This window comes from Pseudomonas tritici, from assembly GCF_014268275.3.
Classification (GTDB): Bacteria; Pseudomonadota; Gammaproteobacteria; order Pseudomonadales; family Pseudomonadaceae; genus Aquipseudomonas; species Aquipseudomonas tritici.
In genome coordinates this window covers 2305141-2329272 of the sequence record NZ_CP077084.1, presented here as the reverse complement: position 1 = coordinate 2329272, position 24132 = coordinate 2305141, and the positions used below count along the sequence as shown (strand labels likewise).

Annotated in this window: 21 protein-coding genes, 2 tRNA genes and 2 rRNA genes; 17 read left to right on the top strand and 8 right to left on the bottom strand. The window is 58.5% G+C overall.

Translation table 11 applies throughout. The features are described 5' to 3' along the window. Window positions 1–85: 85 nt before the first annotated feature. The 4 genes from HU722_RS10500 to HU722_RS10485 all read right to left on the bottom strand — a co-directional run bounded on the left by HU722_RS10500 (window position 86) and on the right by HU722_RS10485 (window position 5028). Window positions 86–2977: ribosomal RNA gene (locus HU722_RS10500) — 23S ribosomal RNA — on the bottom strand. A 249-nt stretch (window positions 2978–3226) separates the two neighbouring features. After that, window positions 3227–3302 (bottom strand) — tRNA-Ala (locus HU722_RS10495). 30 nt (window positions 3303–3332) lie between these two features. Next, window positions 3333–3409, bottom strand: a tRNA-Ile gene (locus tag HU722_RS10490). A gap of 82 nt (window positions 3410–3491) precedes the next feature. Beyond that, a 16S ribosomal RNA gene (locus tag HU722_RS10485) occupies window positions 3492–5028 on the bottom strand. The 16S and 23S rRNA genes sit together here with 2 tRNA genes alongside, the layout of an rRNA operon. Before the next feature lie 697 nt (window positions 5029–5725). On the opposite strand from HU722_RS10485, the gene rhtA reads away from it, so the two are divergent. The 4 genes from rhtA (at window position 5726) to HU722_RS10465 (ending at window position 8528) form a co-directional block, all read left to right on the top strand. Further along, window positions 5726–6613, top strand: a complete 888-nt coding sequence (gene rhtA, locus HU722_RS10480) for a threonine/homoserine exporter RhtA (protein ID WP_065872593.1) — start codon at window positions 5726–5728, stop codon at window positions 6611–6613. 164 nt (window positions 6614–6777) lie between these two features. Further along, on the top strand, window positions 6778–7059 hold the full coding sequence (locus HU722_RS10475; RefSeq protein ID WP_049709138.1) for a hypothetical protein: 282 nt from the start codon (window positions 6778–6780) through the stop codon (window positions 7057–7059). Window positions 7060–7170: 111 nt separating this feature from the next. Next, the gene (locus HU722_RS10470; RefSeq protein ID WP_065872594.1) at window positions 7171–7902 is read left to right on the top strand and encodes an SDR family oxidoreductase; all 732 of its coding nucleotides are present in this window, start codon (window positions 7171–7173) and stop codon (window positions 7900–7902) included. A gap of 35 nt (window positions 7903–7937) precedes the next feature. Further along, window positions 7938–8528: a 2-hydroxychromene-2-carboxylate isomerase gene (locus HU722_RS10465; protein ID WP_065872752.1), complete on the top strand. Its 591-nt coding sequence runs from the start codon at window positions 7938–7940 to the stop codon at window positions 8526–8528. A gap of 51 nt (window positions 8529–8579) precedes the next feature. Here the strand turns inward: HU722_RS10465 and HU722_RS10460 are convergent, their stop codons facing one another. The 3 genes from HU722_RS10460 to HU722_RS10450 form a co-directional block, all read right to left on the bottom strand. Next, complete coding sequence (locus HU722_RS10460; RefSeq protein WP_186755311.1) at window positions 8580–10388, bottom strand: aminopeptidase P family protein; 1809 nt, start codon at window positions 10386–10388, stop codon at window positions 8580–8582. A 49-nt stretch (window positions 10389–10437) separates the two neighbouring features. Beyond that, on the bottom strand, window positions 10438–11598 hold the full coding sequence (locus HU722_RS10455) for a cysteine desulfurase family protein (RefSeq protein ID WP_065891419.1): 1161 nt from the start codon (window positions 11596–11598) through the stop codon (window positions 10438–10440). Between the two features lie 233 nt (window positions 11599–11831). Next, on the bottom strand, window positions 11832–12101 hold the full coding sequence (locus tag HU722_RS10450) for a hypothetical protein (RefSeq protein WP_065891418.1): 270 nt from the start codon (window positions 12099–12101) through the stop codon (window positions 11832–11834). A 400-nt stretch (window positions 12102–12501) separates the two neighbouring features. On the opposite strand from HU722_RS10450, the gene msuE reads away from it, so the two are divergent. The 4 genes from msuE to HU722_RS10430 all read left to right on the top strand — a co-directional run bounded on the left by msuE (window position 12502) and on the right by HU722_RS10430 (window position 16707). Then, entirely contained in the window at window positions 12502–13065 is a 564-nt protein-coding gene (gene msuE / locus HU722_RS10445; protein WP_065872753.1) for an FMN reductase, read from the top strand. 9 nt (window positions 13066–13074) lie between these two features. After that, window positions 13075–14220 carry an FMNH2-dependent alkanesulfonate monooxygenase gene (gene ssuD, locus HU722_RS10440; protein WP_065872598.1) on the top strand — a complete coding sequence of 382 codons (1146 nt, stop codon included), beginning with the start codon at window positions 13075–13077 and terminating at the stop codon, window positions 14218–14220. Between the two features lie 184 nt (window positions 14221–14404). Beyond that, on the top strand, window positions 14405–15592 hold the full coding sequence (locus tag HU722_RS10435) for an acyl-CoA dehydrogenase family protein (RefSeq protein ID WP_065872599.1): 1188 nt from the start codon (window positions 14405–14407) through the stop codon (window positions 15590–15592). An 11-nt stretch (window positions 15593–15603) separates the two neighbouring features. After that, window positions 15604–16707, top strand: a complete 1104-nt coding sequence (locus HU722_RS10430; RefSeq protein WP_049709147.1) for a sigma-54 interaction domain-containing protein — start codon at window positions 15604–15606, stop codon at window positions 16705–16707. On the opposite strand, the gene HU722_RS10425 is transcribed toward HU722_RS10430, so the two are convergent. Then, window positions 16696–17061, bottom strand: coding sequence for an antibiotic biosynthesis monooxygenase (locus tag HU722_RS10425; protein WP_065872600.1), 366 nt, complete (start codon window positions 17059–17061; stop codon window positions 16696–16698). The genes HU722_RS10430 and HU722_RS10425 overlap by 12 nt on opposite strands. Window positions 17062–17162: 101 nt before the next feature. Between HU722_RS10425 and soxR the strand changes: the two genes are divergently transcribed. The 9 genes from soxR to HU722_RS10380 all read left to right on the top strand — a co-directional run bounded on the left by soxR (window position 17163) and on the right by HU722_RS10380 (window position 23978). Next, window positions 17163–17612 (top strand): redox-sensitive transcriptional activator SoxR, encoded by a 450-nt coding sequence (gene soxR / locus HU722_RS10420; protein ID WP_065882524.1) that lies wholly within the window; start codon window positions 17163–17165, stop codon window positions 17610–17612. Between the two features lie 197 nt (window positions 17613–17809). Beyond that, window positions 17810–19012, top strand: coding sequence for a PepSY-associated TM helix domain-containing protein (locus HU722_RS10415; RefSeq protein WP_065882522.1), 1203 nt, complete (start codon window positions 17810–17812; stop codon window positions 19010–19012). Continuing rightward, window positions 19009–19545, top strand: coding sequence for a PA2404 family protein (locus HU722_RS10410; protein WP_065872603.1), 537 nt, complete (start codon window positions 19009–19011; stop codon window positions 19543–19545). The genes HU722_RS10415 and HU722_RS10410 overlap by 4 nt, the downstream gene beginning before the upstream one ends. Next, window positions 19542–19871, top strand: a complete 330-nt coding sequence (locus HU722_RS10405; RefSeq protein ID WP_065872604.1) for a hypothetical protein — start codon at window positions 19542–19544, stop codon at window positions 19869–19871. The genes HU722_RS10410 and HU722_RS10405 overlap by 4 nt, the downstream gene beginning before the upstream one ends. Next, complete coding sequence (locus HU722_RS10400) at window positions 19868–20428, top strand: DUF6162 family protein (protein WP_049709154.1); 561 nt, start codon at window positions 19868–19870, stop codon at window positions 20426–20428. The genes HU722_RS10405 and HU722_RS10400 overlap by 4 nt, the downstream gene beginning before the upstream one ends. A gap of 19 nt (window positions 20429–20447) precedes the next feature. Further along, entirely contained in the window at window positions 20448–21380 is a 933-nt protein-coding gene (locus HU722_RS10395) for a metal ABC transporter substrate-binding protein (RefSeq protein WP_065882518.1), read from the top strand. Beyond that, entirely contained in the window at window positions 21377–22123 is a 747-nt protein-coding gene (locus HU722_RS10390; protein ID WP_065882517.1) for a metal ABC transporter ATP-binding protein, read from the top strand. Before HU722_RS10395 ends, HU722_RS10390 begins: the two co-directional genes overlap by 4 nt. Continuing rightward, window positions 22120–23019: a metal ABC transporter permease gene (locus tag HU722_RS10385; protein ID WP_049709157.1), complete on the top strand. Its 900-nt coding sequence runs from the start codon at window positions 22120–22122 to the stop codon at window positions 23017–23019. The genes HU722_RS10390 and HU722_RS10385 overlap by 4 nt, the downstream gene beginning before the upstream one ends. Next, entirely contained in the window at window positions 23019–23978 is a 960-nt protein-coding gene (locus tag HU722_RS10380; RefSeq protein ID WP_065872608.1) for a metal ABC transporter substrate-binding protein, read from the top strand. The genes HU722_RS10385 and HU722_RS10380 overlap by 1 nt, the downstream gene beginning before the upstream one ends. Window positions 23979–24132: the final 154 nt, after the last annotated feature.

Below are 24132 nucleotides of genomic sequence, written 5' to 3'. Positions count from 1 at the left end.
TTCGTGAGATCGAACTTTCGGTTCTATCGTCTTCACACACCGCAATCTGATGCTCTTTCGAGTAGTCAAATTGCTTGGGTGTTATATGGTCAAGCCTCACGGGCAATTAGTATTGGTTAGCTCAACGCCTCACAGCGCTTACACACCCAACCTATCAACGTCGTAGTCTTCGACGGCCCTTCAGGGGACTCAAGGTCCCAGTGAGATCTCATCTTGAGGCTAGTTTCCCGCTTAGATGCTTTCAGCGGTTATCTATTCCGAACATAGCTACCCGGCAATGCCACTGGCGTGACAACCGGAACACCAGAGGTTCGTCCACTCCGGTCCTCTCGTACTAGGAGCAGCCCCTCTCAAATCTCAAACGTCCACGGCAGATAGGGACCGAACTGTCTCACGACGTTCTAAACCCAGCTCGCGTACCACTTTAAATGGCGAACAGCCATACCCTTGGGACCGGCTTCAGCCCCAGGATGTGATGAGCCGACATCGAGGTGCCAAACACCGCCGTCGATATGAACTCTTGGGCGGTATCAGCCTGTTATCCCCGGAGTACCTTTTATCCGTTGAGCGATGGCCCTTCCATACAGAACCACCGGATCACTAAGACCTACTTTCGTACCTGCTCGACGTGTCTGTCTCGCAGTCAAGCGCGCTTTTGCCTTTATACTCTACGACCGATTTCCGACCGGTCTGAGCGCACCTTCGTACTCCTCCGTTACTCTTTAGGAGGAGACCGCCCCAGTCAAACTACCCACCATACACTGTCCTCGATCCGGATAACGGACCTGAGTTAGAACCTCAAAGTTGCCAGGGTGGTATTTCAAGGTTGGCTCCACGCAGACTGGCGTCCACGCTTCAAAGCCTCCCACCTATCCTACACAAGCAAATTCAAAGTCCAGTGCAAAGCTATAGTAAAGGTTCACGGGGTCTTTCCGTCTAGCCGCGGATACACTGCATCTTCACAGCGATTTCAATTTCACTGAGTCTCGGGTGGAGACAGCGCCGCCATCGTTACGCCATTCGTGCAGGTCGGAACTTACCCGACAAGGAATTTCGCTACCTTAGGACCGTTATAGTTACGGCCGCCGTTTACCGGGGCTTCGATCAAGAGCTTCGCGTTAGCTAACCCCATCAATTAACCTTCCGGCACCGGGCAGGCGTCACACCCTATACGTCCACTTTCGTGTTTGCAGAGTGCTGTGTTTTTAATAAACAGTCGCAGCGGCCTGGTATCTTCGACCGGCATGAGCTTACGGAGCAAGTCCTTCACCCTCACCGGCGCACCTTCTCCCGAAGTTACGGTGCCATTTTGCCTAGTTCCTTCACCCGAGTTCTCTCAAGCGCCTTGGTATTCTCTACCCAACCACCTGTGTCGGTTTGGGGTACGGTTCCTGGTTACCTGAAGCTTAGAAGCTTTTCTTGGAAGCATGGCATCAACCACTTCGCTAACTAAAAGTTAGCTCGTCATCAGCTCTCGGCCTTAAGATCCCGGATTTACCTAAGATCTCAGCCTACCACCTTAAACTTGGACAACCAACGCCAAGCTGGCCTAGCCTTCTCCGTCCCTCCATCGCAATAACCAGAAGTACAGGAATATTAACCTGTTTTCCATCGACTACGCTTTTCAGCCTCGCCTTAGGGACCGACTAACCCTGCGTCGATTAACGTTGCGCAGGAAACCTTGGTCTTTCGGCGTGGGTGTTTTTCACACCCATTGTCGTTACTCATGTCAGCATTCGCACTTCTGATACCTCCAGCAAGCTTCTCAACTCACCTTCACAGGCTTACAGAACGCTCCTCTACCGCATCACTTACGTGATACCCGTAGCTTCGGTGTATGGTTTGAGCCCCGTTACATCTTCCGCGCAGGCCGACTCGACTAGTGAGCTATTACGCTTTCTTTAAAGGGTGGCTGCTTCTAAGCCAACCTCCTAGCTGTCTAAGCCTTCCCACATCGTTTCCCACTTAACCATAACTTTGGGACCTTAGCTGACGGTCTGGGTTGTTTCCCTTTTCACGACGGACGTTAGCACCCGCCGTGTGTCTCCCATGCTCGGCACTTGTAGGTATTCGGAGTTTGCATCGGTTTGGTAAGTCGGGATGACCCCCTAGCCGAAACAGTGCTCTACCCCCTACAGTGATACATGAGGCGCTACCTAAATAGCTTTCGAGGAGAACCAGCTATCTCCGAGCTTGATTAGCCTTTCACTCCGATCCACAGGTCATCCGCTAACTTTTCAACGGTAGTCGGTTCGGTCCTCCAGTTAGTGTTACCCAACCTTCAACCTGCCCATGGATAGATCGCCCGGTTTCGGGTCTATTCCCAGCGACTAGACGCCCTATTAAGACTCGCTTTCGCTACGCCTCCCCTATTCGGTTAAGCTCGCCACTGAAAATAAGTCGCTGACCCATTATACAAAAGGTACGCAGTCACCCAACAAAGTGGGCTCCCACTGCTTGTACGCATACGGTTTCAGGATCTATTTCACTCCCCTCTCCGGGGTTCTTTTCGCCTTTCCCTCACGGTACTAGTTCACTATCGGTCAGTCAGTAGTATTTAGCCTTGGAGGATGGTCCCCCCATATTCAGACAAAGTTTCTCGTGCTCCGTCCTACTCGATTTCATGACTAAGAGATTTTCGCGTACAGGGCTATCACCCACTATGGCCGCACTTTCCAGAGCGTTCCGCTAATCTCAAAGCCACTTAAGGGCTAGTCCCCGTTCGCTCGCCACTACTAAGGGAATCTCGGTTGATTTCTTTTCCTCAGGGTACTTAGATGTTTCAGTTCCCCTGGTTCGCTCCATACACCTATGTATTCAGTGTAAGGTAACCATCTTATGATGGCTGGGTTCCCCCATTCAGACATCTCCGGATCAAAGTCTGTTTGCCGACTCCCCGAAGCTTTTCGCAGGCTACCACGTCTTTCATCGCCTCTGACTGCCAAGGCATCCACCGTATGCGCTTCTTCACTTGACCATATAACCCCAAGCAATCTGGTTATACTGTGAAGACAACATTCGCCGAAAATTCGATAATACTCAAAACTGAGTAACTCACAAATTTTACCTTAGCCTGATCCGTTACCAGTGAAAGTAACGTTCAGTCTATCTTTCTATCACATACCCAAATTTTTAAAGAACGATCTAATCAAAGACTAGAAATCAACATTCACCATCATAACGATGGAATGCTCATTTCTAAGCTTTCATAACGTAGAAGCAGTAGTGGTGGAGCCAAACGGGATCGAACCGTTGACCTCCTGCGTGCAAGGCAGGCGCTCTCCCAGCTGAGCTATGGCCCCGTATTTCTACAGGCGTTTCCCACACAAAATTGGTGGGTCTGGGCAGATTCGAACTGCCGACCTCACCCTTATCAGGGGTGCGCTCTAACCAACTGAGCTACAGACCCAATTTCGGGCTGCTTCTTATCGTCTTCTTCAATGAATCAAGCAATTCGTGTGGGAACTTATGGAGCAGCTGATGTCGTCGATTAAGGAGGTGATCCAGCCGCAGGTTCCCCTACGGCTACCTTGTTACGACTTCACCCCAGTCATGAATCACACCGTGGTAACCGTCCTCCCGAAGGTTAGACTAGCTACTTCTGGTGCAACCCACTCCCATGGTGTGACGGGCGGTGTGTACAAGGCCCGGGAACGTATTCACCGCGACATTCTGATTCGCGATTACTAGCGATTCCGACTTCACGCAGTCGAGTTGCAGACTGCGATCCGGACTACGATCGGTTTTCTGGGATTAGCTCCACCTCGCGGCTTGGCAACCCTCTGTACCGACCATTGTAGCACGTGTGTAGCCCAGGCCGTAAGGGCCATGATGACTTGACGTCATCCCCACCTTCCTCCGGTTTGTCACCGGCAGTCTCCTTAGAGTGCCCACCATGACGTGCTGGTAACTAAGGACAAGGGTTGCGCTCGTTACGGGACTTAACCCAACATCTCACGACACGAGCTGACGACAGCCATGCAGCACCTGTCTCAATGTTCCCGAAGGCACCAATCTATCTCTAGAAAGTTCATTGGATGTCAAGGCCTGGTAAGGTTCTTCGCGTTGCTTCGAATTAAACCACATGCTCCACCGCTTGTGCGGGCCCCCGTCAATTCATTTGAGTTTTAACCTTGCGGCCGTACTCCCCAGGCGGTCAACTTAATGCGTTAGCTGCGCCACTAAAAGCTCAAGGCTTCCAACGGCTAGTTGACATCGTTTACGGCGTGGACTACCAGGGTATCTAATCCTGTTTGCTCCCCACGCTTTCGCACCTCAGTGTCAGTATTAGTCCAGGTGGTCGCCTTCGCCACTGGTGTTCCTTCCTATATCTACGCATTTCACCGCTACACAGGAAATTCCACCACCCTCTACCATACTCTAGTCAGTCAGTTTTGAATGCAGTTCCCAGGTTGAGCCCGGGGATTTCACATCCAACTTAACAAACCACCTACGCGCGCTTTACGCCCAGTAATTCCGATTAACGCTTGCACCCTCTGTATTACCGCGGCTGCTGGCACAGAGTTAGCCGGTGCTTATTCTGTCGGTAACGTCAAAACAATCACGTATTAGGTAACTGCCCTTCCTCCCAACTTAAAGTGCTTTACAATCCGAAGACCTTCTTCACACACGCGGCATGGCTGGATCAGGCTTTCGCCCATTGTCCAATATTCCCCACTGCTGCCTCCCGTAGGAGTCTGGACCGTGTCTCAGTTCCAGTGTGACTGATCATCCTCTCAGACCAGTTACGGATCGTCGCCTTGGTGAGCCATTACCTCACCAACTAGCTAATCCGACCTAGGCTCATCTGATAGCGCAAGGCCCGAAGGTCCCCTGCTTTCTCCCGTAGGACGTATGCGGTATTAGCGTCCGTTTCCGAACGTTATCCCCCACTACCAGGCAGATTCCTAGGCATTACTCACCCGTCCGCCGCTCTCAAGAGAAGCAAGCTTCTCTCTACCGCTCGACTTGCATGTGTTAGGCCTGCCGCCAGCGTTCAATCTGAGCCATGATCAAACTCTTCAGTTCAAACATCTTTGGGTTTTTAAGAAACCCTAAACTTGGCTCAGCAATCGTTGGTTACATCTTTGATTTCTCGCGGAGTAACTTGTGATGCTGATAATCTTGTTGACTATCAGTCTGACTCCACAAGCACCCACACGAATTGCTTGATTCAGTTGTTAAAGAGCGGTTGGTTAAGATCTTTCGTCTCAACCGAGGCGCGCATTCTACAGCAGCCTCATTTGCTGTCAAGTGATTATTTTCAGAAGTTTTCGAAGAATTCTTCAACAACTTCAACCACTTGCGCTTCCGATCTCTCGTTAGCGGGAGGCGAATTCTACAGCGTTAAACGCTGCTGTCAACACCTCTTTTTCTCCGCTTTCGACCGAGAGGATCGAAACGTTAATAGAGCCAAACAACGCTGCTCTACCAACTCCTTCTGGGCTTCGATCAACTGAAGCAACTCGCTGTCGAATCTCGCATAACTCTTTGTTTACCAAGGAGTTTTCCGTTTCGACTGCGCCGGAAGTGGGGCGAATTATAGACTTCCAGAATCTGCCGTCAACCCTTAATTTGGTTTTTCTATCAAAGTGGCTGAAAACCTCAAAACTCGCACTCTGTAAGTTGCCTACTAGGATAATTGAGCAATATATTGCTCAACCCCCGACAGTTAAGCATCATAGCGCCGACGCTTCTCTTAATATGACCTCGGACGTACACCCCAATGAATACCTCCCCCCGCAGCCTGGGCTCGACATTGTTCCCTGTCGGCCTGTTGCTGATCGCCATGGCTTCCATCCAATCCGGCGCCTCGCTGGCCAAGAGCATGTTCCCTCTCGTCGGCGCACAAGGCACTACGACCCTGCGTCTGATTTTCGCCAGTGTGATCATGCTGCTTCTATTGCGTCCTTGGCGCGCCAAACTGACAGCCAAGTCCCTGCGCACGGTGATCGTCTATGGAATGGCACTCGGCGGCATGAACTTCCTCTTCTATATGTCCTTGCGCAGCGTGCCCCTGGGTATTGCCGTTGCCCTGGAATTCACCGGGCCGCTTGCCGTGGCGATCTACGCCTCGCGTCGAGCGGTAGACTTTCTGTGGATAGCCCTCGCGATCACCGGCCTGCTCCTGTTAATCCCAATGGGTGAGGCCAGCAGCGGCATCGACTTGGTAGGCGCAGGCTACGCCCTGGGCGCTGGGGTCTGCTGGGCGCTCTACATTCTGTATGGCCAGAAAGCCGGCAATGACAACGGCGTACAAACCGCCGCCCTCGGCGTGATGATTGCCGCATTGTTTGTCGCGCCGATCGGCATCGTCCATGCAGGCAGCGCGTTACTGACTCCCGCGCTGATCCCGGTCGCCATCGGTGTCGCTATCCTGTCCACCGCCCTGCCCTACACCTTGGAAATGGTCGCACTGACGCGCCTCCCCGCCCGCACCTTCGGCACCCTCATGAGCATCGAACCGGCGTTTGGCGCGCTCTCTGGCCTGTTCTTCCTGCACGAGCACCTGTCCTTGGCGCAGTGGCTGGCAATTACTTGCATCATTCTGGCCTCCGTAGGTGCCACGGTAACGATGCGCAGCGAGTCAAAGCCGTTGGTTCCAGCGGATTGAAATCTGTTTGAATGTAGCTCTGGCATTTGGCGCGCATTTAGGCCATGTTTAAGCCGTAAACGAATGTCTTTCATGGAGAATTTCGACAAGGACAGCGCGAACGCGACACCCGAGAGCGAGTAGAGCAAGCTTCACTCTTTGCGAGGCGGCTATTAAGGATAGGAATGAAGCGAATTTTGATACTGTTAATGGTCATGGCCATTGCTGGCTGCGCCGCGACCACCAAGACAGAAGTAAAACGTGGCAAAAAAGGGCTGCATATCAACTGTTCCGGCCTGTCTTCTTCCTGGGACCAGTGCTACACCAGTGCTACCAACGCCTGCGGCGCCAAGGGCTACCGGGTAATCGCAAAGTCCGGTGACAATTCCGAGGAGCCAGGGGACTACCCCTTCGGCCTCAACCCTGCCGGCTACACCAGCCGCAGCATGATCGTCATCTGTAAGTAATCGCTTGAGCAGTCACCTCCTGGCTGCTCACATCTAGTTTCCGACACAAACCCGGCCCTTTGCACATCTGCGACTAGACTCCTGCTCGACATTCGAGCCAAGGGAGTTCCCATGACGCACAATAAGAAAATCGTCTTGGTAGTAGGCGCCGGTGATGCAACCGGCGGCGCCATTGCCAAACGCTTCGCCCGCGAAGGCTACGTCGCCTGCGTGACCCGCCGCAGCGCCGACAAACTACAGCCGTTAGTTGACAGCATCCAATTGACGGGCGGCGAAGCCCATGGCTTTGCCTGCGATGCGCGCAAAGAAGAAGACGTCATCGCGCTGATCGAACACATCGAAACCGAAGTGGGCCCTATAGAGGCCTTCGTGTTCAACATCGGCGCCAACGTGCCCTGCAGCATCCTGGAAGAAACCGCGCGCAAGTATTTCAAAATCTGGGAGATGGCTTGCTTCTCCGGTTTCCTGAATGCCCGCGAAGTGGCCAAGCGCATGGTCACACGCAATCGAGGCACCATTCTGTTCACGGGTGCCACCGCTGGACTGCGCGGTGCGGCGGGTTTTGCCGCATTCGCCGGCGCCAAGCACGGCATCCGGGCGCTGGCGCAGAGCATGGCGCGGGAATTGGGGCCCAGGAACATCCACGTTGCTCATATCGTGGTCGATGGCGCCATCGACACCGACTTCATTCGCGACAATTTCCCGCAGAAGTACGCGCTCAAGGACCAGGACGGCATCCTCAACCCCGAGCATATCGCAGAGAACTATTGGTACCTGCACAGCCAGCCACGTGACGCCTGGACATTTGAACTGGACCTGCGCCCCTGGAATGAACCCTGGTAAGCATGCCCCATAACAATAAGCAGCGAGCATCGACCATGAGTAAAACCCTGGAATTCTTCTTTGATCTCGGTAGCCCTGCCACCTACCTGGCCTACACCCAGCTACCGGCGTTGTGCGCGGCAACCGGCACGCAGTTGGTTTATCAGCCCATGCTCCTGGGCGGTGTTTTCAAGGCTACCGGCAACGCCTCTCCAATCACCGTTCCCGCAAAAGGTCGCTATATGTTTGATGACCTGGCGCGCTATGCACGTCGCTACAACGTACCGCTCAAGTTCAACCCGCACTTCCCCATCAACACGCTGATGTTGATGCGTGCAGTCACCGGCATCCAATTGCACCAACCTGAACGATTCGACGACTTTGTGGATTGCCTGTTCCGTGCCCTGTGGGTAGAGGGCCGTCACCTGGGAGACCCCCAGGTCGTGGCTGCCGTGCTTGCCGAGCACGGTTTCGATCCAGAAAAGGTCCTGGCCCTTGCCAATGACGACGCTGTAAAGGCGGCCCTCAAGGACAACACCGAACAGGCCGTTAAGCGCGGCGTGTTCGGTGCACCCAGCATGTTTGTAGGCAGCCAGCTGTTCTTCGGTCAGGACCGTTTGGAGTTTGTGCGCGAAGCCCTGAGTTAGCTGTCGACACTATAGCCGGCGCCCTGATCAAGGCGCCGGAACGGCAAGCGATCAGATAGCCGCCGTACGCACCCGCAGCCATTCAAGCGCCGCGCCACTGAGCAATGGGCTTAGGCGCTCACGCACTTGGGCGTGGTAAGCATTGAACCACTCTCGCTCGTCCGCCGTCAGCAGCGACGGTTCCAGACAGCGCGTGTCGATCGGGCACAAGGTCAGGGTTTCAAACTTGAGGAATTCACCGAACTCGGTCTTGCCCGCTTCGCGGCTCAACACTAAGTTCTCGATACGCACGCCCCAACGTCCCGGACGGTAAGTGCCCGGCTCAATGGAGGTGATCATCCCCGGCTGCATCGCCGTTTGCGGGGCAGTGGCAGCCTGGTAGGCAATCACTTGCGGACCTTCATGCACGTTGAGGAAATAGCCTACACCGTGCCCGGTACCGTGGCCGTAGTCCACGCCTTCGGCCCAGATCGGCGCGCGGGCAATCGCGTCCAGCAGCGGTGACAAGATGCCTTTTGGGAAATGCGCACGGGACAACGCAATCACACCTTTGAGCACACGGGTGCAGTCACGTTTCTGCTCTTCGCTCGGCGTACCGATAGGCACCATCCGGGTGATATCCGTGGTGCCACCCAGGTACTGGCCACCCGAATCAATCAGCAACAAGCCATCGCCTTCGATCAGCGCGTGCTCCTCTTCAGTGGCGTGGTAATGCGGCATCGCACCGTTGGCATTGTACGCGGCAATGGTGTTGAAACTCAGCGACACATAACCCGGGCGACGGGTGCGCGCAGCGGTCAGGTGTTCGTCGATGGTCAGTTCGGTAATGCGCTCACGACCCAGCGCACTGTCCAGCCAGGCGAAAAACTCGCACAAGGCCGCGCCGTCCTGCTCCATGGCTTGGCGGATGTGCTCCGCGTCGGCCAGGCTCTTGCGGGATTTGGCCAATGTGGTCGGGTTGAGTCCTTCGACCAGCTTGACACCGGCATCAAGGTTTTCCAGCAAGCCGGCGGTGACGCGCGCTGGGTCGACCTGCAAACTGGCGCCCGCCGGCACCGCGCGCAACGCCTCTGCCACTTCGCTGTAATCGCGCAGTGTCACGCCATCCAGCTCCAGCACTGCCCGCAACTCGGCATCGACTTTGCTCAATGCCACAAACAGCGTGGCCTGCTGTTGATTGATCAACGCAAAGGACACAAACACCGGATTGAACGAAACATCACCGCCGCGCAAATTGAACAGCCAAGCAATGTCATCCAGGGTGGCGATGAAGTGCCAGTCGGCGCCCTTCTCTTTTAAGCTGGCGCGCAGTGCCGCGAGTTTTTCGCCACGGCTGACGGTGGCTTGCGGTGGCAGGTGTTGATAGATCGGTTGGTTCGGCAGCGCCGGGCGGTCTTTCCAGACCTCACTCAGCAGGTCGATATCAGTACGCAGCTGTGCACCGCGCTCCGCCAATTTTCCGCCCAGGGTACGTGCCGAGGCCACAGCCATCACCGCACCATCCACCGCCACCACACCACCTTCCGGCGTTTGCTCGGCCAACCACTCCAGCGGGCCAGGTTGGCCCGGTTGCAGCTTCACCAATTCGATGCCGCTGCCCTTGAGTTCCTTGGTGGCCTGCTCCCAGTAACGGCTGTCGGCCCACACACCGGCGAAATCCGCGGTGACAATCAGCGTTCCCACCGAGCCATGAAACCCCGACAACCATTGCCGCCCCTGCCAGTAACCCGGCAGGTACTCGGACAAGTGTGGGTCGGCCGACGGCACCAGCAAGGCATGAATGCCCTCGCGGCTCATCAGTTCACGGGTATGCGCCAGGCGCTGGGTAACCGTTCCATGGGTCAAAGGCTGCGTACTCATTGTGTCTCCTGCTAACCACGAATAATTATTATGTGTTGCGATAGATGAATCAGACCGCCCAGAACGCCGGCGCACTGGCCAGGGAAGCCTTGATCAATTGCACCGCCTGGTCGATATCCTGCTCGGTGGTAAACCGGCCCAGGCTCAAGCGAATGGTACGGCCAGCACTGCGAGCATCATGGCCCAGCGCCAGCAACACATGGGACGGTGCATTGCTCGCCGAATTGCAGGCCGAGGTCGCGGAAAACGCGATCCCCGCACTCAGCGCAGCGGAGTTGAATTCGCCTTCACTGAACGTGAGGCTCAGGGTGTGGGGAATACGTTGTGTAGCGCTACCATTCAGGCGCACGCCCGCCACCGATGCCAACTGATCCAGCAGGCGCTGGCGCAAGGCGACGATCACTGCTTTTTCCTCAGCAAAAGACGCCGCCGCCAGGGCGAACGCAGTGCCCATGCCGGCGATCTGGTGGGTTGCCAGGGTGCCGGAGCGCAGGCCGCCTTCGTGCCCACCGCCGTGAATCTGCGCCAAGACTTTCTGCTGCGCCCGCGGCCCAACATATAAAGCGCCGATACCTTTGGGGCCATACAGCTTGTGGGCGGAAAACGACATCAGGTCCACCGGCCACTGCGCAAGGTCGATCGCCACCTTACCCGCGCCTTGCGCCGCATCCACATGCAACAGCGCGCCATGCTCACGCACGCGAGCGCCGATGGCCGGGATATCGTTGAAGGTGCCCAGTTCGTTATTCACCAGCATCAGCGACACGAGGAAGGTGTCTTCGCGCAACGCTTCGCTGACCGCGTCGACACTGATCAACCCATCCGCGTCCGGCACCAGATAGGTCACCGCCACGCCGGCTTCCTGCAGCTGCCGTGCGGTATCCAGCGTAGCCTTGTGTTCGATCTGGCTGGTGATGATATGCCCACCCGCCACACCCCGCGCCTGGGCCACGCCCTTGATCGCCAGGTTGTTGGACTCAGTGGCGCCAGAGGTCCAGACGATTTGCTCGGGATCGGCACCAACCAGTTCGGCCACTTGGCGACGCGCCTGCTCAACCGTTTGCCGGGCCGCTTGGCCGAACGCATGGGAACTGGACGCAGGGTTACCGAAGTTGGCATTGAAGCCCAGGCACTCGACCATCACCTGGATAACCCGCTCATCTACCGGGGTAGTGGCGGCGTAGTCGAAATACAACGGACGTTTATTCATGACGTTAAAAACTCGCAGAGCAGGTTCCCGAGAGCAGCGTCTCAGGGGCACCGACCGGAACAGAGGTCGTCAGGTTTAACCGATCGGATGCCATTAAAGAAGGACCACTTTATGAAAATGTGCGTAGGAACGCTCCTGAAATTCAGCTTAACAGGCTGAAGTCGCGCCATGGCAAACAAAAAGCCCGAGGTTCCTTAAAGGAAGCCTCGGGCTTTTTGCCGCTGAGCGCAGGCTCAACTGGCACGACCATGCAGGGTCACGCTGCGTTCGGCGTTCATTTCACCCTGGCGATCAAAACCGAAAGGTTTCTGTGGTTGGCCGGTCAGTGCCGCGCGCTGTTGTTGATACTCATCAAACGACAACCCACGACGGCTTAACGCTTCCAGGGACAACTGTCTGGTTTCTTCCGCTGTGTAAGGGCGCAATTCAGGCGAAGGATGGGTCGCACATCCGGCAAGGACAGAGCTGACAATCAATAAGGAAACAGCGAAGAATCGGTTCATGGCGGTAGCCCTGCAGAAGAGGTTTCGAGTCAATGAACACAGGCTACTCCCGCCCTCGCACGGTGAAAAATCACCTCCCGTGATAGTTGCTATCAACCGCCAAGGCACCTCCGATGGCGGCGCCTTCATATTTCTTTATGATCTATAAATATGGAAATACGTTCATTTACGGAATAAACCTAACCCTCTATAAATGTTGCTACGCCCCAACGGCACTGTTGCCCACGCAACTGTTGCCCTGGCAACAGCCGTTCAACAAATCACCAGTCAGACAACAGCAGCATTTTTCAGCAGTGAGCCTGCAACCCCCGCCGATCAAGGCCTGCACCCGTTGGTACAGCTCTTGCTCAACCGGTTGTACTCCACCTGCGACGAACCACTGTTGAAAAAGGAACTGTTCATGACCCGTCCCCTGAATGTCGTTGCCCTCTCCGGCGGAACCTGGCGCCCGTCTCGTACCCTCGTGCTGACCCAAGCCATACTGGCTGAACTGACCACCTTGCTGCCGATCCAGACCACCCTGATCGAACTGGGCGACATTGCGCGTCCGTTGGGCGGTGCGCTGTCACGTGATGAACTGCCGGCTGAGGTCGAATCCCAATTGCTGACCATCGAACAAGCCGACCTGTTGATTGTCGCCGCGCCGGTCTATCGCGGTTCGTACCCAGGCTTGCTCAAGCACCTGTTTGATCTGGTCGGCCTTAACGCATTGATCGACACACCCGTATTGCTGGCTGCCACGGGCGGTAGCGAACGCCATGCGCTGGTACTCGATCACCAACTGCGCCCGCTGTTCAGCTTCTTCCAGGCACTGACCCTGCCGATTGGCGTGTACGCCACCGAAGCCGACTTCACCGACTATCAAATCACCAGTGAATTATTAAAAGCCCGTATTCAACTGGCGGCAGAACGCGCTGCGCCTTTGTTCGCTGCGCATTCCTCCTCTCTGCTGAAAATCGCTTAAGGATTTGTCATGGATGTTTTCTGGTTCCTGCCCACCCACGGCGACGGTCATTACCTGGGCACTACCCAAGGTGCGCGGCCCGTCACCCTCAATTACCTGAAACAAGTCGCCCAGGCGGCTGACAGCCTCGGCTACCACGGCGTGCTGATTCCTACCGGACGCTCGTGCGAAGACTCCTGGGTCATCGCCTCGGCGCTGGTGCCGCTGACCGAACGCCTGCGCTACCTGGTGGCGATTCGTCCGGGGATTATCTCGCCGACCGTTTCGGCGCGCATGGCAGCGACCCTTGATCGTCTGTCCAACGGCCGCTTGCTGATCAACGTGGTGACCGGCGGCGACCCTGACGAAAACCGTGGCGACGGCAGTTTCCTCGATCACAGCGAACGTTACGAAGTCTCCGACGAATTCCTACAGATCTGGCGCCGCGTATTGCAGGGCGAGTCGGTAGATTTTGAAGGCAAACACCTGCGGGTCCAGAACGCCAAAGCGCTTTACCCTCCCGTGCAGAAGCCTTATCCGCCGCTGTATTTCGGTGGTTCTTCCGACGCCGCCCACGATCTCGCCGCCAAGCAGGTCGATGTGTACCTGACCTGGGGCGAACCGCCTGCCGCCGTCGCCGAAAAACTCGCGGATGTGCGTGAACGTGCCGCGCGCCACGGGCGCGCTGTGAAGTTCGGCATACGCCTGCATGTGATCGTGCGCGAGACCGAAGAGGACGCCTGGAAAGCCGCCGACAAGTTGATCGAGCACATCAGCGACGAAACCATCGCCACCGCGCAAAAGTCCTTCGCACGCTTTGACTCCGAGGGCCAGCGCCGCATGGCCGCCCTGCACGACGGGCGCCGCGACAATCTGGAAATCGCCCCCAACCTGTGGGCAGGCGTCGGCCTGGTGCGCGGCGGTGCCGGTACCGCGCTGGTCGGCAACCCGCAACAAGTGGCCGAGCGCATCAAGGAATACGCGGATTTGGGCATCGAGAGCTTCATATTCTCCGGCTACCCGCATCTGGAAGAAGCCTATCGCTTTGCTGAACGGGTGTTTCCATTGCTGCCGGAACCCTATGCCAGCCTGGCCGGACGTGGCATCACCAACCTCACTGGCCCGTTCGGCGAAATGATTGCCAACGATGTATTGCCAACGACTAACAAGACCTGAGGACGTTTACATCTGCTGAAGGTAGAGCCTGGTTTTCTGTGGGAGCCGGGCTTGCCCGCGATACAGGCGACGCGATCTGCCAGTAGGACCGCAGTGATGCAATCGCAGGCAAGCCAGCTCCCACATTTGACGTTCATCACCCATCAGATAGCGCTTGGCCTTTGACCTAATTGAGGAACACCGCGTGACAGCCAAACCCCACAGCGTCCTGCCCTCACCGCTGCAGACCGCCAAACTGCTGGCCGCCGAGTTCGCTCTCACCGCCGTCGAACGTGACGAGCGTGCTGGCACACCCAAGGCCGAACGCGACGCCTTGCGCCAGAGCGGCCTGCTGGCCCTGAGCATTCCCACCCAATACGGCGGCCTCGGCGCACGCTGGAGCGACACCCTTGGAATCGTCCGCGAGTTCGCCAAGGTCGACAGCTCCATCGCCCATGTCTTTGGCTTTCACCACCTGATGCTCGCCACGGTGCGGCTGTTTTCGCGCCCGGAGCAATGGCAACCCTGGTTCGAACAGACCGCACGCAAAAACTGGTTCTGGGGCAACGCCCTCAACCCGCTGGACACGCGCACGGTGGTCAAGGACTTTGGCGGCTGGCGCGAGTTCTCCGGCAAAAAGAGCTTCTGCTCCGGCGCCAGCGACTCGGAAATGCTGATTGCCTCAGCGGTGGATGAGACCGCCGGCGGCACGCTGTTGATCGCTGCCATTCCCAGTGGTCGCAGCGGCATCACGTTGCACAACGACTGGAACAATATCGGCCAGCGCCAGACCGACAGCGGCAGCGCCAGCTTCGAACGGGTGCGCGTCGAGGAATCGGAACTGCTGCTCGATCCCGGCCCATTGAGTACGCCCTTCGCCTGCCTGCGCCCGTTGATCGCCCAACTGACGTTCACGCACATGTTTCTCGGCATTGCCGAGGGCGCCTTTGAAGAGGCGCGCAACTACACGCTTACCGAAACCCGTTCGTGGCATAAATCCAGCGCCGAAGATGTTCGCCAAGACCCTTACGTGCTGCATCACTACGGCGAGTTCTGGGTGGCGCTGGAAGGCGTGCGTCTTCTAGTCGAACGCGCCGCCGACTTGCTCGATCGAGCCTGGGCCAAGGGGCCGAACCTCAGCGAACACGAGCGCGGCCAATTGGCGATTGCCATCGCCACCGCCAAAGTGGCCGCGACCCGCCAGGGCCTGGAGCTATGCAGCCGCCTGTTCGAAGTCACCGGCGCGCGCTCCACCCATGCTTCGCTGCGCCTGGACCGTCACTGGCGCAACTTGCGCACGCAGACCCTGCACGACCCGGTGGACTACAAGCTCCATGAACTGGGGGATTGGGCGTTGAACCAATCCCTGCCAATTCCGACGTTCTATTCCTAAGAGAGGTGCCCATGCAGCTTTTGACCTTACCGCCCTCGCCCGCCCTTGCGACGTCGATCCGCGCCACGGCACAGGTCTTCGAAGACCCGAAATCCCAGGCGCTGCTCGACCATATCCAGCAAGTGGCGCCCAGCGAAGCCAGCGTGCTGATCATCGGCGAGACCGGCACCGGTAAAGAGCTGGTGGCGCGCCATATCCATAACCTCAGTGCGCGGCGTAACCGGCCGTTCGTGGCGGTGAACTGCGGGGCGTTCTCCGAATCTTTGGTGGAAGCCGAACTGTTCGGCCATGAAAAAGGCGCCTTTACCGGCGCCCTCAGTGCCAAGGCCGGCTGGTTTGAAGAGGCCGACGGCGGCACCTTGTTCCTCGATGAGATCGGCGATTTGCCGATGGCGATCCAGGTCAAGCTGCTGCGCGTCCTACAAGAGCGCGAGGTGGTTCGCCTGGGTTCGCGCAAGAGCATTCCGATTGATGTGCGGGTGCTTGCCGCGACCAACGTGCAACTGGAAAAAGCCATCAACGCCGGGCATTTCCGCGAAGACCTCTACTACCGTCTCGATGTGGTCAGCCTGGAACTCAGCCCGCTGCGCGACCGCCCTGGCGATATCCTGCCGCTGACCCGGCACTTCATCGAAGCCTACAGCCAACGCCTTGGCTATGGCCCGATCACCATCAGCCGCGAAGCCGAGCACAAACTCAAAAGCTACAGCTGGCCGGGCAATATCCGCGAGCTGGAAAACGTGATTCACCACACCCTGTTGATCTGCCGCAACGGCCTGATTGAACGCGACGATTTGCGCCTGTCGAACATGCGCATCGAGCGCCAGGACGACAGCCAACACGGCACCGACAACAGCGCCGAAGCGTTGCTGGCGCGCGCCTTCCAGAAACTGTTCGAGGAACAGGCCGGGGCCCTGCATGAAAAGGTTGAAGACGCCCTGCTCCGCGCCGCTTACCGCTTCAGCCATTACAACCAGGTGCACACCGCCAATCTGTTGGGCCTGAGCCGCAACGTCACGCGCACCCGCTTGATCAAGATCGGCGAGCTGGCGGTCAACAAGCGCCGCCCTGGCGAGAACGTGCAGGGCGAGCGCATGCTGCACTTATCCATTTAGGCGGCAGTGCAACGCGTTGTCATGGCTGCGCTCAATACTGCGCAGCACCTGGAACGAACCAAAGGTCACGGCGGTCGCCTGGTGGGCGCGAATCAGCGTCCAGAAATCTTCCTCACCGTGCTCAAAGCACTTAAAGGCCGCCTCGCCGTCTTCGCGCGTGCGCCATTGCAGGTAATTCAACACCCGCCGCCCGTCATCGCTGACCTGCACACTTGCGTTGATAAAACCGCCATGGCCCTGCGCCAGACGCTCACTCTGGGTGCTCAAGGCCGCCACCAGGGCGAGTTGTTGCTGGGGCTCGATCTGAAACTCGATCACCTGAGTGAAACTGCGATTCTTCTCTGTTACCTGCATGAACACTCCCCTTCCTCTGTAGGCAGAATCTTGTGATTCGATGCCACGCAGGGTAAAACCTCTAGTTAAGTCAAGGTCAAGCGCTGTTTGGGGGTTTTTGCATGATTACAAAAGAACTCACTGTCGGCCAATTGGCAGCACGCAGCGGTGTGGCCGTCACGGCCCTGCACTTCTACGAGGCCAAGGGGCTGATCAAGAGCAATCGCAACGCGGGCAACCAACGCCGTTATCCACGGGATGTATTACGCCGCGTGGTGGTGATCAAGATCGCCCAGCGTCTGGGGATTCCGCTGGCAACCATTGGTGACGCGTTGCAAACGTTGCCGGATGGACGCACGCCCAACGCTCAGGATTGGGAGCGGTTGTCGGCGCTGTGGCGGGAGGACCTGGACGAGCGCATCAATAAGCTGATGCTGCTGCGGGACAAGCTCAGTGGTTGTATTGGCTGTGGGTGCCTGTCGATGGAAGCGTGTCCGTTGCGTAATCAGGATGATCAGTTGGGTGAGCGTGGGCCTGGAGCTCAATTACTTGAGCCAACACCCGAAACCTGACCTGCCCCCCCAATCACTGTGGGTGCAGGTGTTCGAACGCGCTGAATGTGAACCTGAAACATTTTCTTTCATATCTGGGTTAGGGATTTCTCATTCTCATCCGTCTTAACTTAGATACAGCCTGTCGCGTCAGCAAAAGCTACGACTGGCCTTTTCTGGGCCTTCACTGCCCCCCTCCGATCAAGACCCTCATTCACATGTCGAAGAAGTCACGCTCCAAACTCTGGTTTCTCGTGCATAGCTGGCTGGCATTGCCCATCTGGTTCTTTGTACTGATCGTCTGCGTCACCGGCACCCTGGCGGTGGTCAGCCAGGAGATCGTCTGGCTGGCCAACCCGGATATCCGTGCGAGCAAGCCGTCCGACGATGCCGAGCCACTGAGTTACGACCAGGTGATCGCCGCGATCAAACGCGATGAACCTCAGGTATTCGTCCAGTCGATCAGCCGCCCTGATGAATCGCATTTCGCCCTCAGCGTCGACCTCAGCTACCCCGACGGGCGCTCCGTGGAGGTTTACGTCAACCCGTACACCGGAGCGATCCAGGGCATCAGCCCGTCCTTCAACTTCCAGCAATTCACACGCGCCCTGCACGGCTGGTGGCTGGTGCCGTTTACCAATGGCTACAGCTGGGGCTGGTATTTGGTGTCGGCGCTCGGCATCCCGCTGCTGGCGTCGCTGGTCACCGGACTGGTGGTGTACAAGAAGTTCTGGAAGGGTTTCCTGCGCCCGACCCTGCGTGTGCGCCATGGCGCGCGGATCTTCTGGGGTGATTTCCACCGCTTGAGCGGTATCTGGTCAATCTGGTTTATCGCAGTGATTTCTATCACCGGCATCTGGTTCTTGATCCGGGCGATCCTGGGCGACAACCAGATTTCGATTTCCACCGAACCCGTCATCCCAGTGATTGCCCGGGAGAAAGTGCCGATGTCGGCACCCGGCGTGCCAGCGCCGATGATCCCGGTAGACGAGGCGATCAAGATCGCCACCCAGCGTATTCCTGGCCTGGAGCCGAGTTTCATCAGCCTGCCGCTCAATGCCTACAGCCACCTGCAGATTGGCGGGCGAGGCTGGTACCCACTGATGTTCCAGACCGCGCAAATCAACCCGTATGACGGCGAAGTCGCTGCGGCGCACTTGCTGTCCGACCGTTCAAAGCTGGAGTTCGTGACCGAATCCATGCGCCCGCTGCACACCGGCGACTTTGGCGGGCTGTGGATCAAACTGATCTGGGCATTCTTCGGCCTGGTCATGAGCATGATGGTGTTGAGCGGCCTGCTGATCTGGACCAAGCGCACCGCTTTGGCCACCCTCAATGCGCTCAAGCGCGAAGCCAAGACCCAGCGCAAGCCTGTTTCCATTCCGGCCAGGCAGGCTGAAACCTCGGAGGCTCGATCATGAGCAAGGTCGCTACCGCAAAGCCTTCGCCGCTGCGGGCCTTCTGGCTGAAATGGCGCTTCCACATCAATGTGCTGTTGTTGCTTGTGCCGCTGGGCTTCATGCCCAAGTACTTCGCCGATGCAGCGCTGTTTCGCGGCGACACTGGCATCGGCGAGCGTGTGGCCGGTGAAGTGCAGGTCGGGCCCTGGAGCCTGACCCTCGCCGAATTCCGTAATGAAGGACCGCGCCCAGACCCGGCCGGCCCGATGAAGTTTTTCAACGCTGCCCTGTGCGCCACCTGCGCCGACCAGGTCAAGGCCACCTACCTGCGTATCGGTAAGCCACGCAGCCTGCGGGCCGCTGGGGTGATCTTCTTCGGTACGCCGTACCGCATGGGCGCTGCCCTGCCGATCCCGGAACGCACACCAGCCGACGCCGAACTGTGGGTCACCATGGAAGGCTGGGACGGCGCTATGCACCAAGGTTCCATCCCGTTGAGCCAGGCCTCGCCTGCCACCATTGCCTGGCTGAACAAGCAAGGAGTTAAACCATGACTTTGATGCGCCTGACCCGCGCCTGTGCCGTCCTGTTGGCTTGCGCCGGTTTCAGTACCGTCGCCCTGGCCCACAACCCGATGTGCGAGTGCAAGGAAATTCCCGGCGAGCAGATCCAATGCAAAGGCGGTTTCTCTGACGGTAGCGGCGCGCCCGGCGTGACCCTGGACGTGATCGGCTATGACGAAACCATCCTGGTGCCCGGCAAGCTTGGCGAAGACTCGACCCTGACCTTCAAGAAGCCGTCCGCCGAGTTCTATGTGCTGTTTGATGCAGGCCCGGGCCACGTGGTGGAAATCGACCAAGCGGATATCCAGCCGCAATGAGTACCACACAGGTTGTACGCCCCGCCGGGGCCGGTCACGAAACCCTCTACGTGCTGCTGTTGTGCCTGATCATCCTTGCGGTGGCCGGCACGGTGGTGGCCTTGCACGGTGAAACCCAGGAAGTCGCGGCCGTGCCCAGCCACCAGTTGGACGCCCGTCGCGACCTGAGCGCCGCCGAGCAAGGCATCTACGCCGACCTGCGGGTGACCCTGGATGAGATCCAGCTGTTGCAGCAGGAGCAAAGTGCACTGCCCACCCCGGCGCAACTGGCCGAAGAGGGCTTCGCGCCGTTTGCCCAGGACGCCAGCTCGGTCAGCCGTGGCGATCATCGCTGGCAGTTGCTGGAACCCTCGGCCTACCTGGGCTTGAGCCAAGTGCCCGGCACCAGCGGCTCGCTGCTCATGCGCGTGCACGGTGCCGAACCGGATATCTGGCTCAATCGCCAAGCCAACCTCGCCGCCCCTTCCGACCTCACTGACCAGGCGCTGATCGCAGCCGGCTGGCAGCAGGTGGTCGCGCAATTCGATGCCGGCGTCACCCGCCAGCACCGTCACTGAACGAGAAGACCGATTGCCCATGTCTATTTCATCTCCCCTGTTGCGTCTGTTGCTGGTTGGTCTGTTCAGCCTGATGCTCGCTCCCCTGGCCAATGCACTCTCAAACCCAGAGCCGGCTAAACGCCTGCGTATCGGCATCACGCTTCACCCTTATTACAGCTACGTGGCCAATATCGTCGGCGACAAGGCCGAGGTGGTGCCGCTGATTCCGGCCGGCTTCAACCCGCATGCCTACGAGCCCCGCGCCGAGGACATCAAGCGCATCGGCACCCTGGACGTGATCGTGCTCAACGGCGTCGGCCATGATGATTTCGCCGATCGCATGATCGCCACCAGCGAGCGCCCGGACATTCCGGTGATCGAAGCCAACGCCAATGTGCCGCTGCTGGCCGCCACCGGCAATGCCGCGCGCGGTGCGGGCAAGGTGGTCAACCCGCACACCTTCCTGTCGATCAGCGCATCGATTGCCCAGGTCAACAACATTGCCCGCGAACTGGGCAAGCTCGACCCGGACAACGCCAAGACCTACACCCAGAACGCCCGCGCCTACGGCAAGCGCCTGCGCCAGATGCGCGCCGATGCCCTGGCCAAGTTGACCAGCGCGCCCAACCCGGACCTGCGCGTGGCCACCGTGCACGCGGCCTACGACTACCTGCTGCGCGAATTCGGCCTGGAAGTCACCGCCGTGGTCGAACCGGCCCACGGCATTGAGCCAAGCCCCAGCCAGTTGAAGAAAACCATTGATGAACTACGCGCACTGGACGTGAAGGTAATCTTCTCGGAGATGGACTTCCCGTCCACCTACGTCGACACCATCCAGCGTGAGTCCGGGGTCAAGCTGTACCCGCTGTCGCACATTTCCTACGGCGAATACAGCGCTGAAAAGTACGAAGTGGAAATGACCGGCAACCTCAACACCGTGGTCCGCGCAATTCAGGAGTCCGGGTCATGACCGCGGCGCAGCAACTGAATGCGCTTAGCGTCGGCCCGACGCTGGCGTTCGACAAGGTGTCGCTGACCCTGGGTCGTACCGTGATCCTTGATGACGTGAGCTTCCAGGTACAACCGGGCAGCATCCACGCGCTGGTCGGCCCCAACGGCGGTGGCAAAAGCTCGCTGATCAAGACCTTGCTGGGGCAAACGCCGCATCAGGGGCGGTTGAGCCTGCACTGGCCGACCACTCCCGGCACCATCGGATATGTGCCCCAGGCCCTGGAGTTCGACCGCGGATTGCCGATGACCGTTGATGATTTCATGGCCGCCATGTGCCAGCGGCGCCCTGCGTTTCTTGGCCTGTCCAAACATTACGCCGGCGCGATAGGTGATGCGCTCGAGCGCGTTGGCATGCAGGACAAACGCAAGCGGCGCATGGGCGCCCTGTCCGGCGGTGAACGCCAGCGCGTGTTGTTGGCCCAGGGATTGATCCCGGCGCCGCAACTGCTGGTGCTGGATGAACCGATGTCGGCGCTCGACGAAGCCGGAATCCAGGTGTTCGAACGCCTGCTGAGTGACTGGCGCCTGGCAGGGATCACCGTGCTATGGATCGAGCATGACCTGGAAGCCGTGGGCCGCCTGGCCGACCGCGTCACCGGCCTGAACCGCCGCGTGCTGTTCGACGCCACGCCGAAAGAGGCGCTGACCCCGGATCGCCTGCTGACCCTGTTCTCCACCCACCCTCGGAGCCCGGCGCAATGAGTTATGAAGCCTTTCGCTTGATGGTCCAGGGCTGGGCCTCTTCCGGTTATCTGCCGGAGGCGCTGGCCTATGGGTTTGTGGTCAACGCGCTGCTCGCCGGTCTGCTGATCGGCCCGGTGCTGGGTGGTTTGGGCACGCTGGTGGTGGTCAAGCGCTTCGCGTTTTTCTCCGAAGCGGTCGGCCATGCCGCGCTGACCGGCGTGGCCGTGGGTATTCTGCTGGGCGAACCCTACACCGGGCCCTATGGCAGCCTGTTCGGCTACTGCCTGCTGTTCGGCATCCTGCTCAACTACCTGCGCAACCGCACCGGCCTGGCGCCGGATACCTTGATCGGTGTGTTCCTGTCGGTGTCACTGGCATTGGGCGCGAGCCTGTTGCTGATCCTCGCCGGCAAGATCAACGTGCATATTCTGGAGAACGTGCTGTTTGGCTCGGTGCTGACGGTCAATGGCAATGACCTGCTGGTGCTGGCGATTGTCGGCTCGTTGGTGATGGCCCTGGCCTTGCCGCTGTACAACCGCATCATGCTGGCCAGCTTTAACCCGCAACTGGCGGCAGTGCGCGGGGTGGCGGTGAAGACCCTGGATTACTTGTTTGTGATTCTGGTGACACTGATCACCGTCGCGGCGGTCAAGGTCATCGGCGCGATCCTGGTAGGCGCGCTGTTGGTGATTCCGGCCGCAGCGGCGCGCCTGCTGAGCCAGTCGCTCAAGGGGTTCTTCTGGGTCTCGGTGGTGATTGCCACCGTCAGCACACTGTGCGGGATCCTGCTGCCGATCATCTTCGACCTGCCGATCCCATCCGGCGCCGCGATCATTCTGGTTGCCGGTATCGCCTTCGCCCTGGCCGCCATCGCGCGCGGTACAGTGCCCAGCCTCAAAGGGAATCTTGGATAATGCGCCCTGTCTTTCGTCCATTGGCCCTGGCCATCGCTTGTTTGATCAGCACTTCGGCACTGGCTGTCGATGGTGCAGAACCCAAGACCCTCAAAATCCATCCCGGCCTGGGTCACGCCGCACTGAGCAAGGCCAAGTCCGTAAAACCGGTGAAGGTCCTAGCCTCGCTGCCGATCACCTACGGCCTGGCCGAGGTGCTGCTCAAAGGCACCGATGTGCAGTTGGAGCGCGCCGCCCCGGCCAACCTGCCCGGTTCGCGGCAGGTGTCCTACTTCACCGGTCGTGGCGCGCCGGCATTGAGCGCGTTGGCGCTGGACGCCGACGCCACTATTGGCCTGCGCTCGCTGTGGGCCGACGACCCGCTGTACCCGGTGGCGCGACGCAGCAATATCCGCATCGTCGAAGTCGACGCCGCACGCCCGGTGGACGGCGGCTTGCCGGGCATCGCCGTGCAGCCGGGCGTCACCGATGGCTTGAACAGCCAGCCATGGCAGTCGAGTAACAATATGGGACGCATGGCCGATGTATTGGCCGCGGACCTGAGCCGCCTGAGCCCCGACGCCAAGCCGAAGATCGACGCCAACCTTGCCGCCCTCAAGCAGCGCCTGCTCAAACTGAGCGCCGCCAGCGAAGCGCGGCTGGCCAAGGCGGATAATCTCAGCGTGGTCAGCCTGAGCGACCACTTCGCGTATCTGGTCAGCAGTTTGAACCTGGAAGTGCTCAGCACCGATGCACGGCCTGACGCGGATTGGACGCCTGAGGCGTTGCAGAAACTCAGCGCAGAGTTGAAGGACAACGATGTGGCGGTGGTGCTGCATCATCGTCAGCCGAGTGAAGCGGTGAAGGCCGCTGTGACGGCGGGGGAAGCGAAATTGTTGGTACTGAATGTCGACGGTGCGGAGCCGGTGACGGAGTTGGAGACCAATGTGGATCAGGTGATCAAGGCACTCACGCCATAGGTGAGCGATCCATCATGTCGAGCTTGGTTCAAATGTGGAAGCTGGCTTGCCTGCGATGCAGGCGCCTCGGTACACCAGACAGGTCAAGTTGATGCTATCGCAGCTCCCACACTTAGATCGCTGTGCGTCAGTTGAATCAGTCCCCGCCTGAATG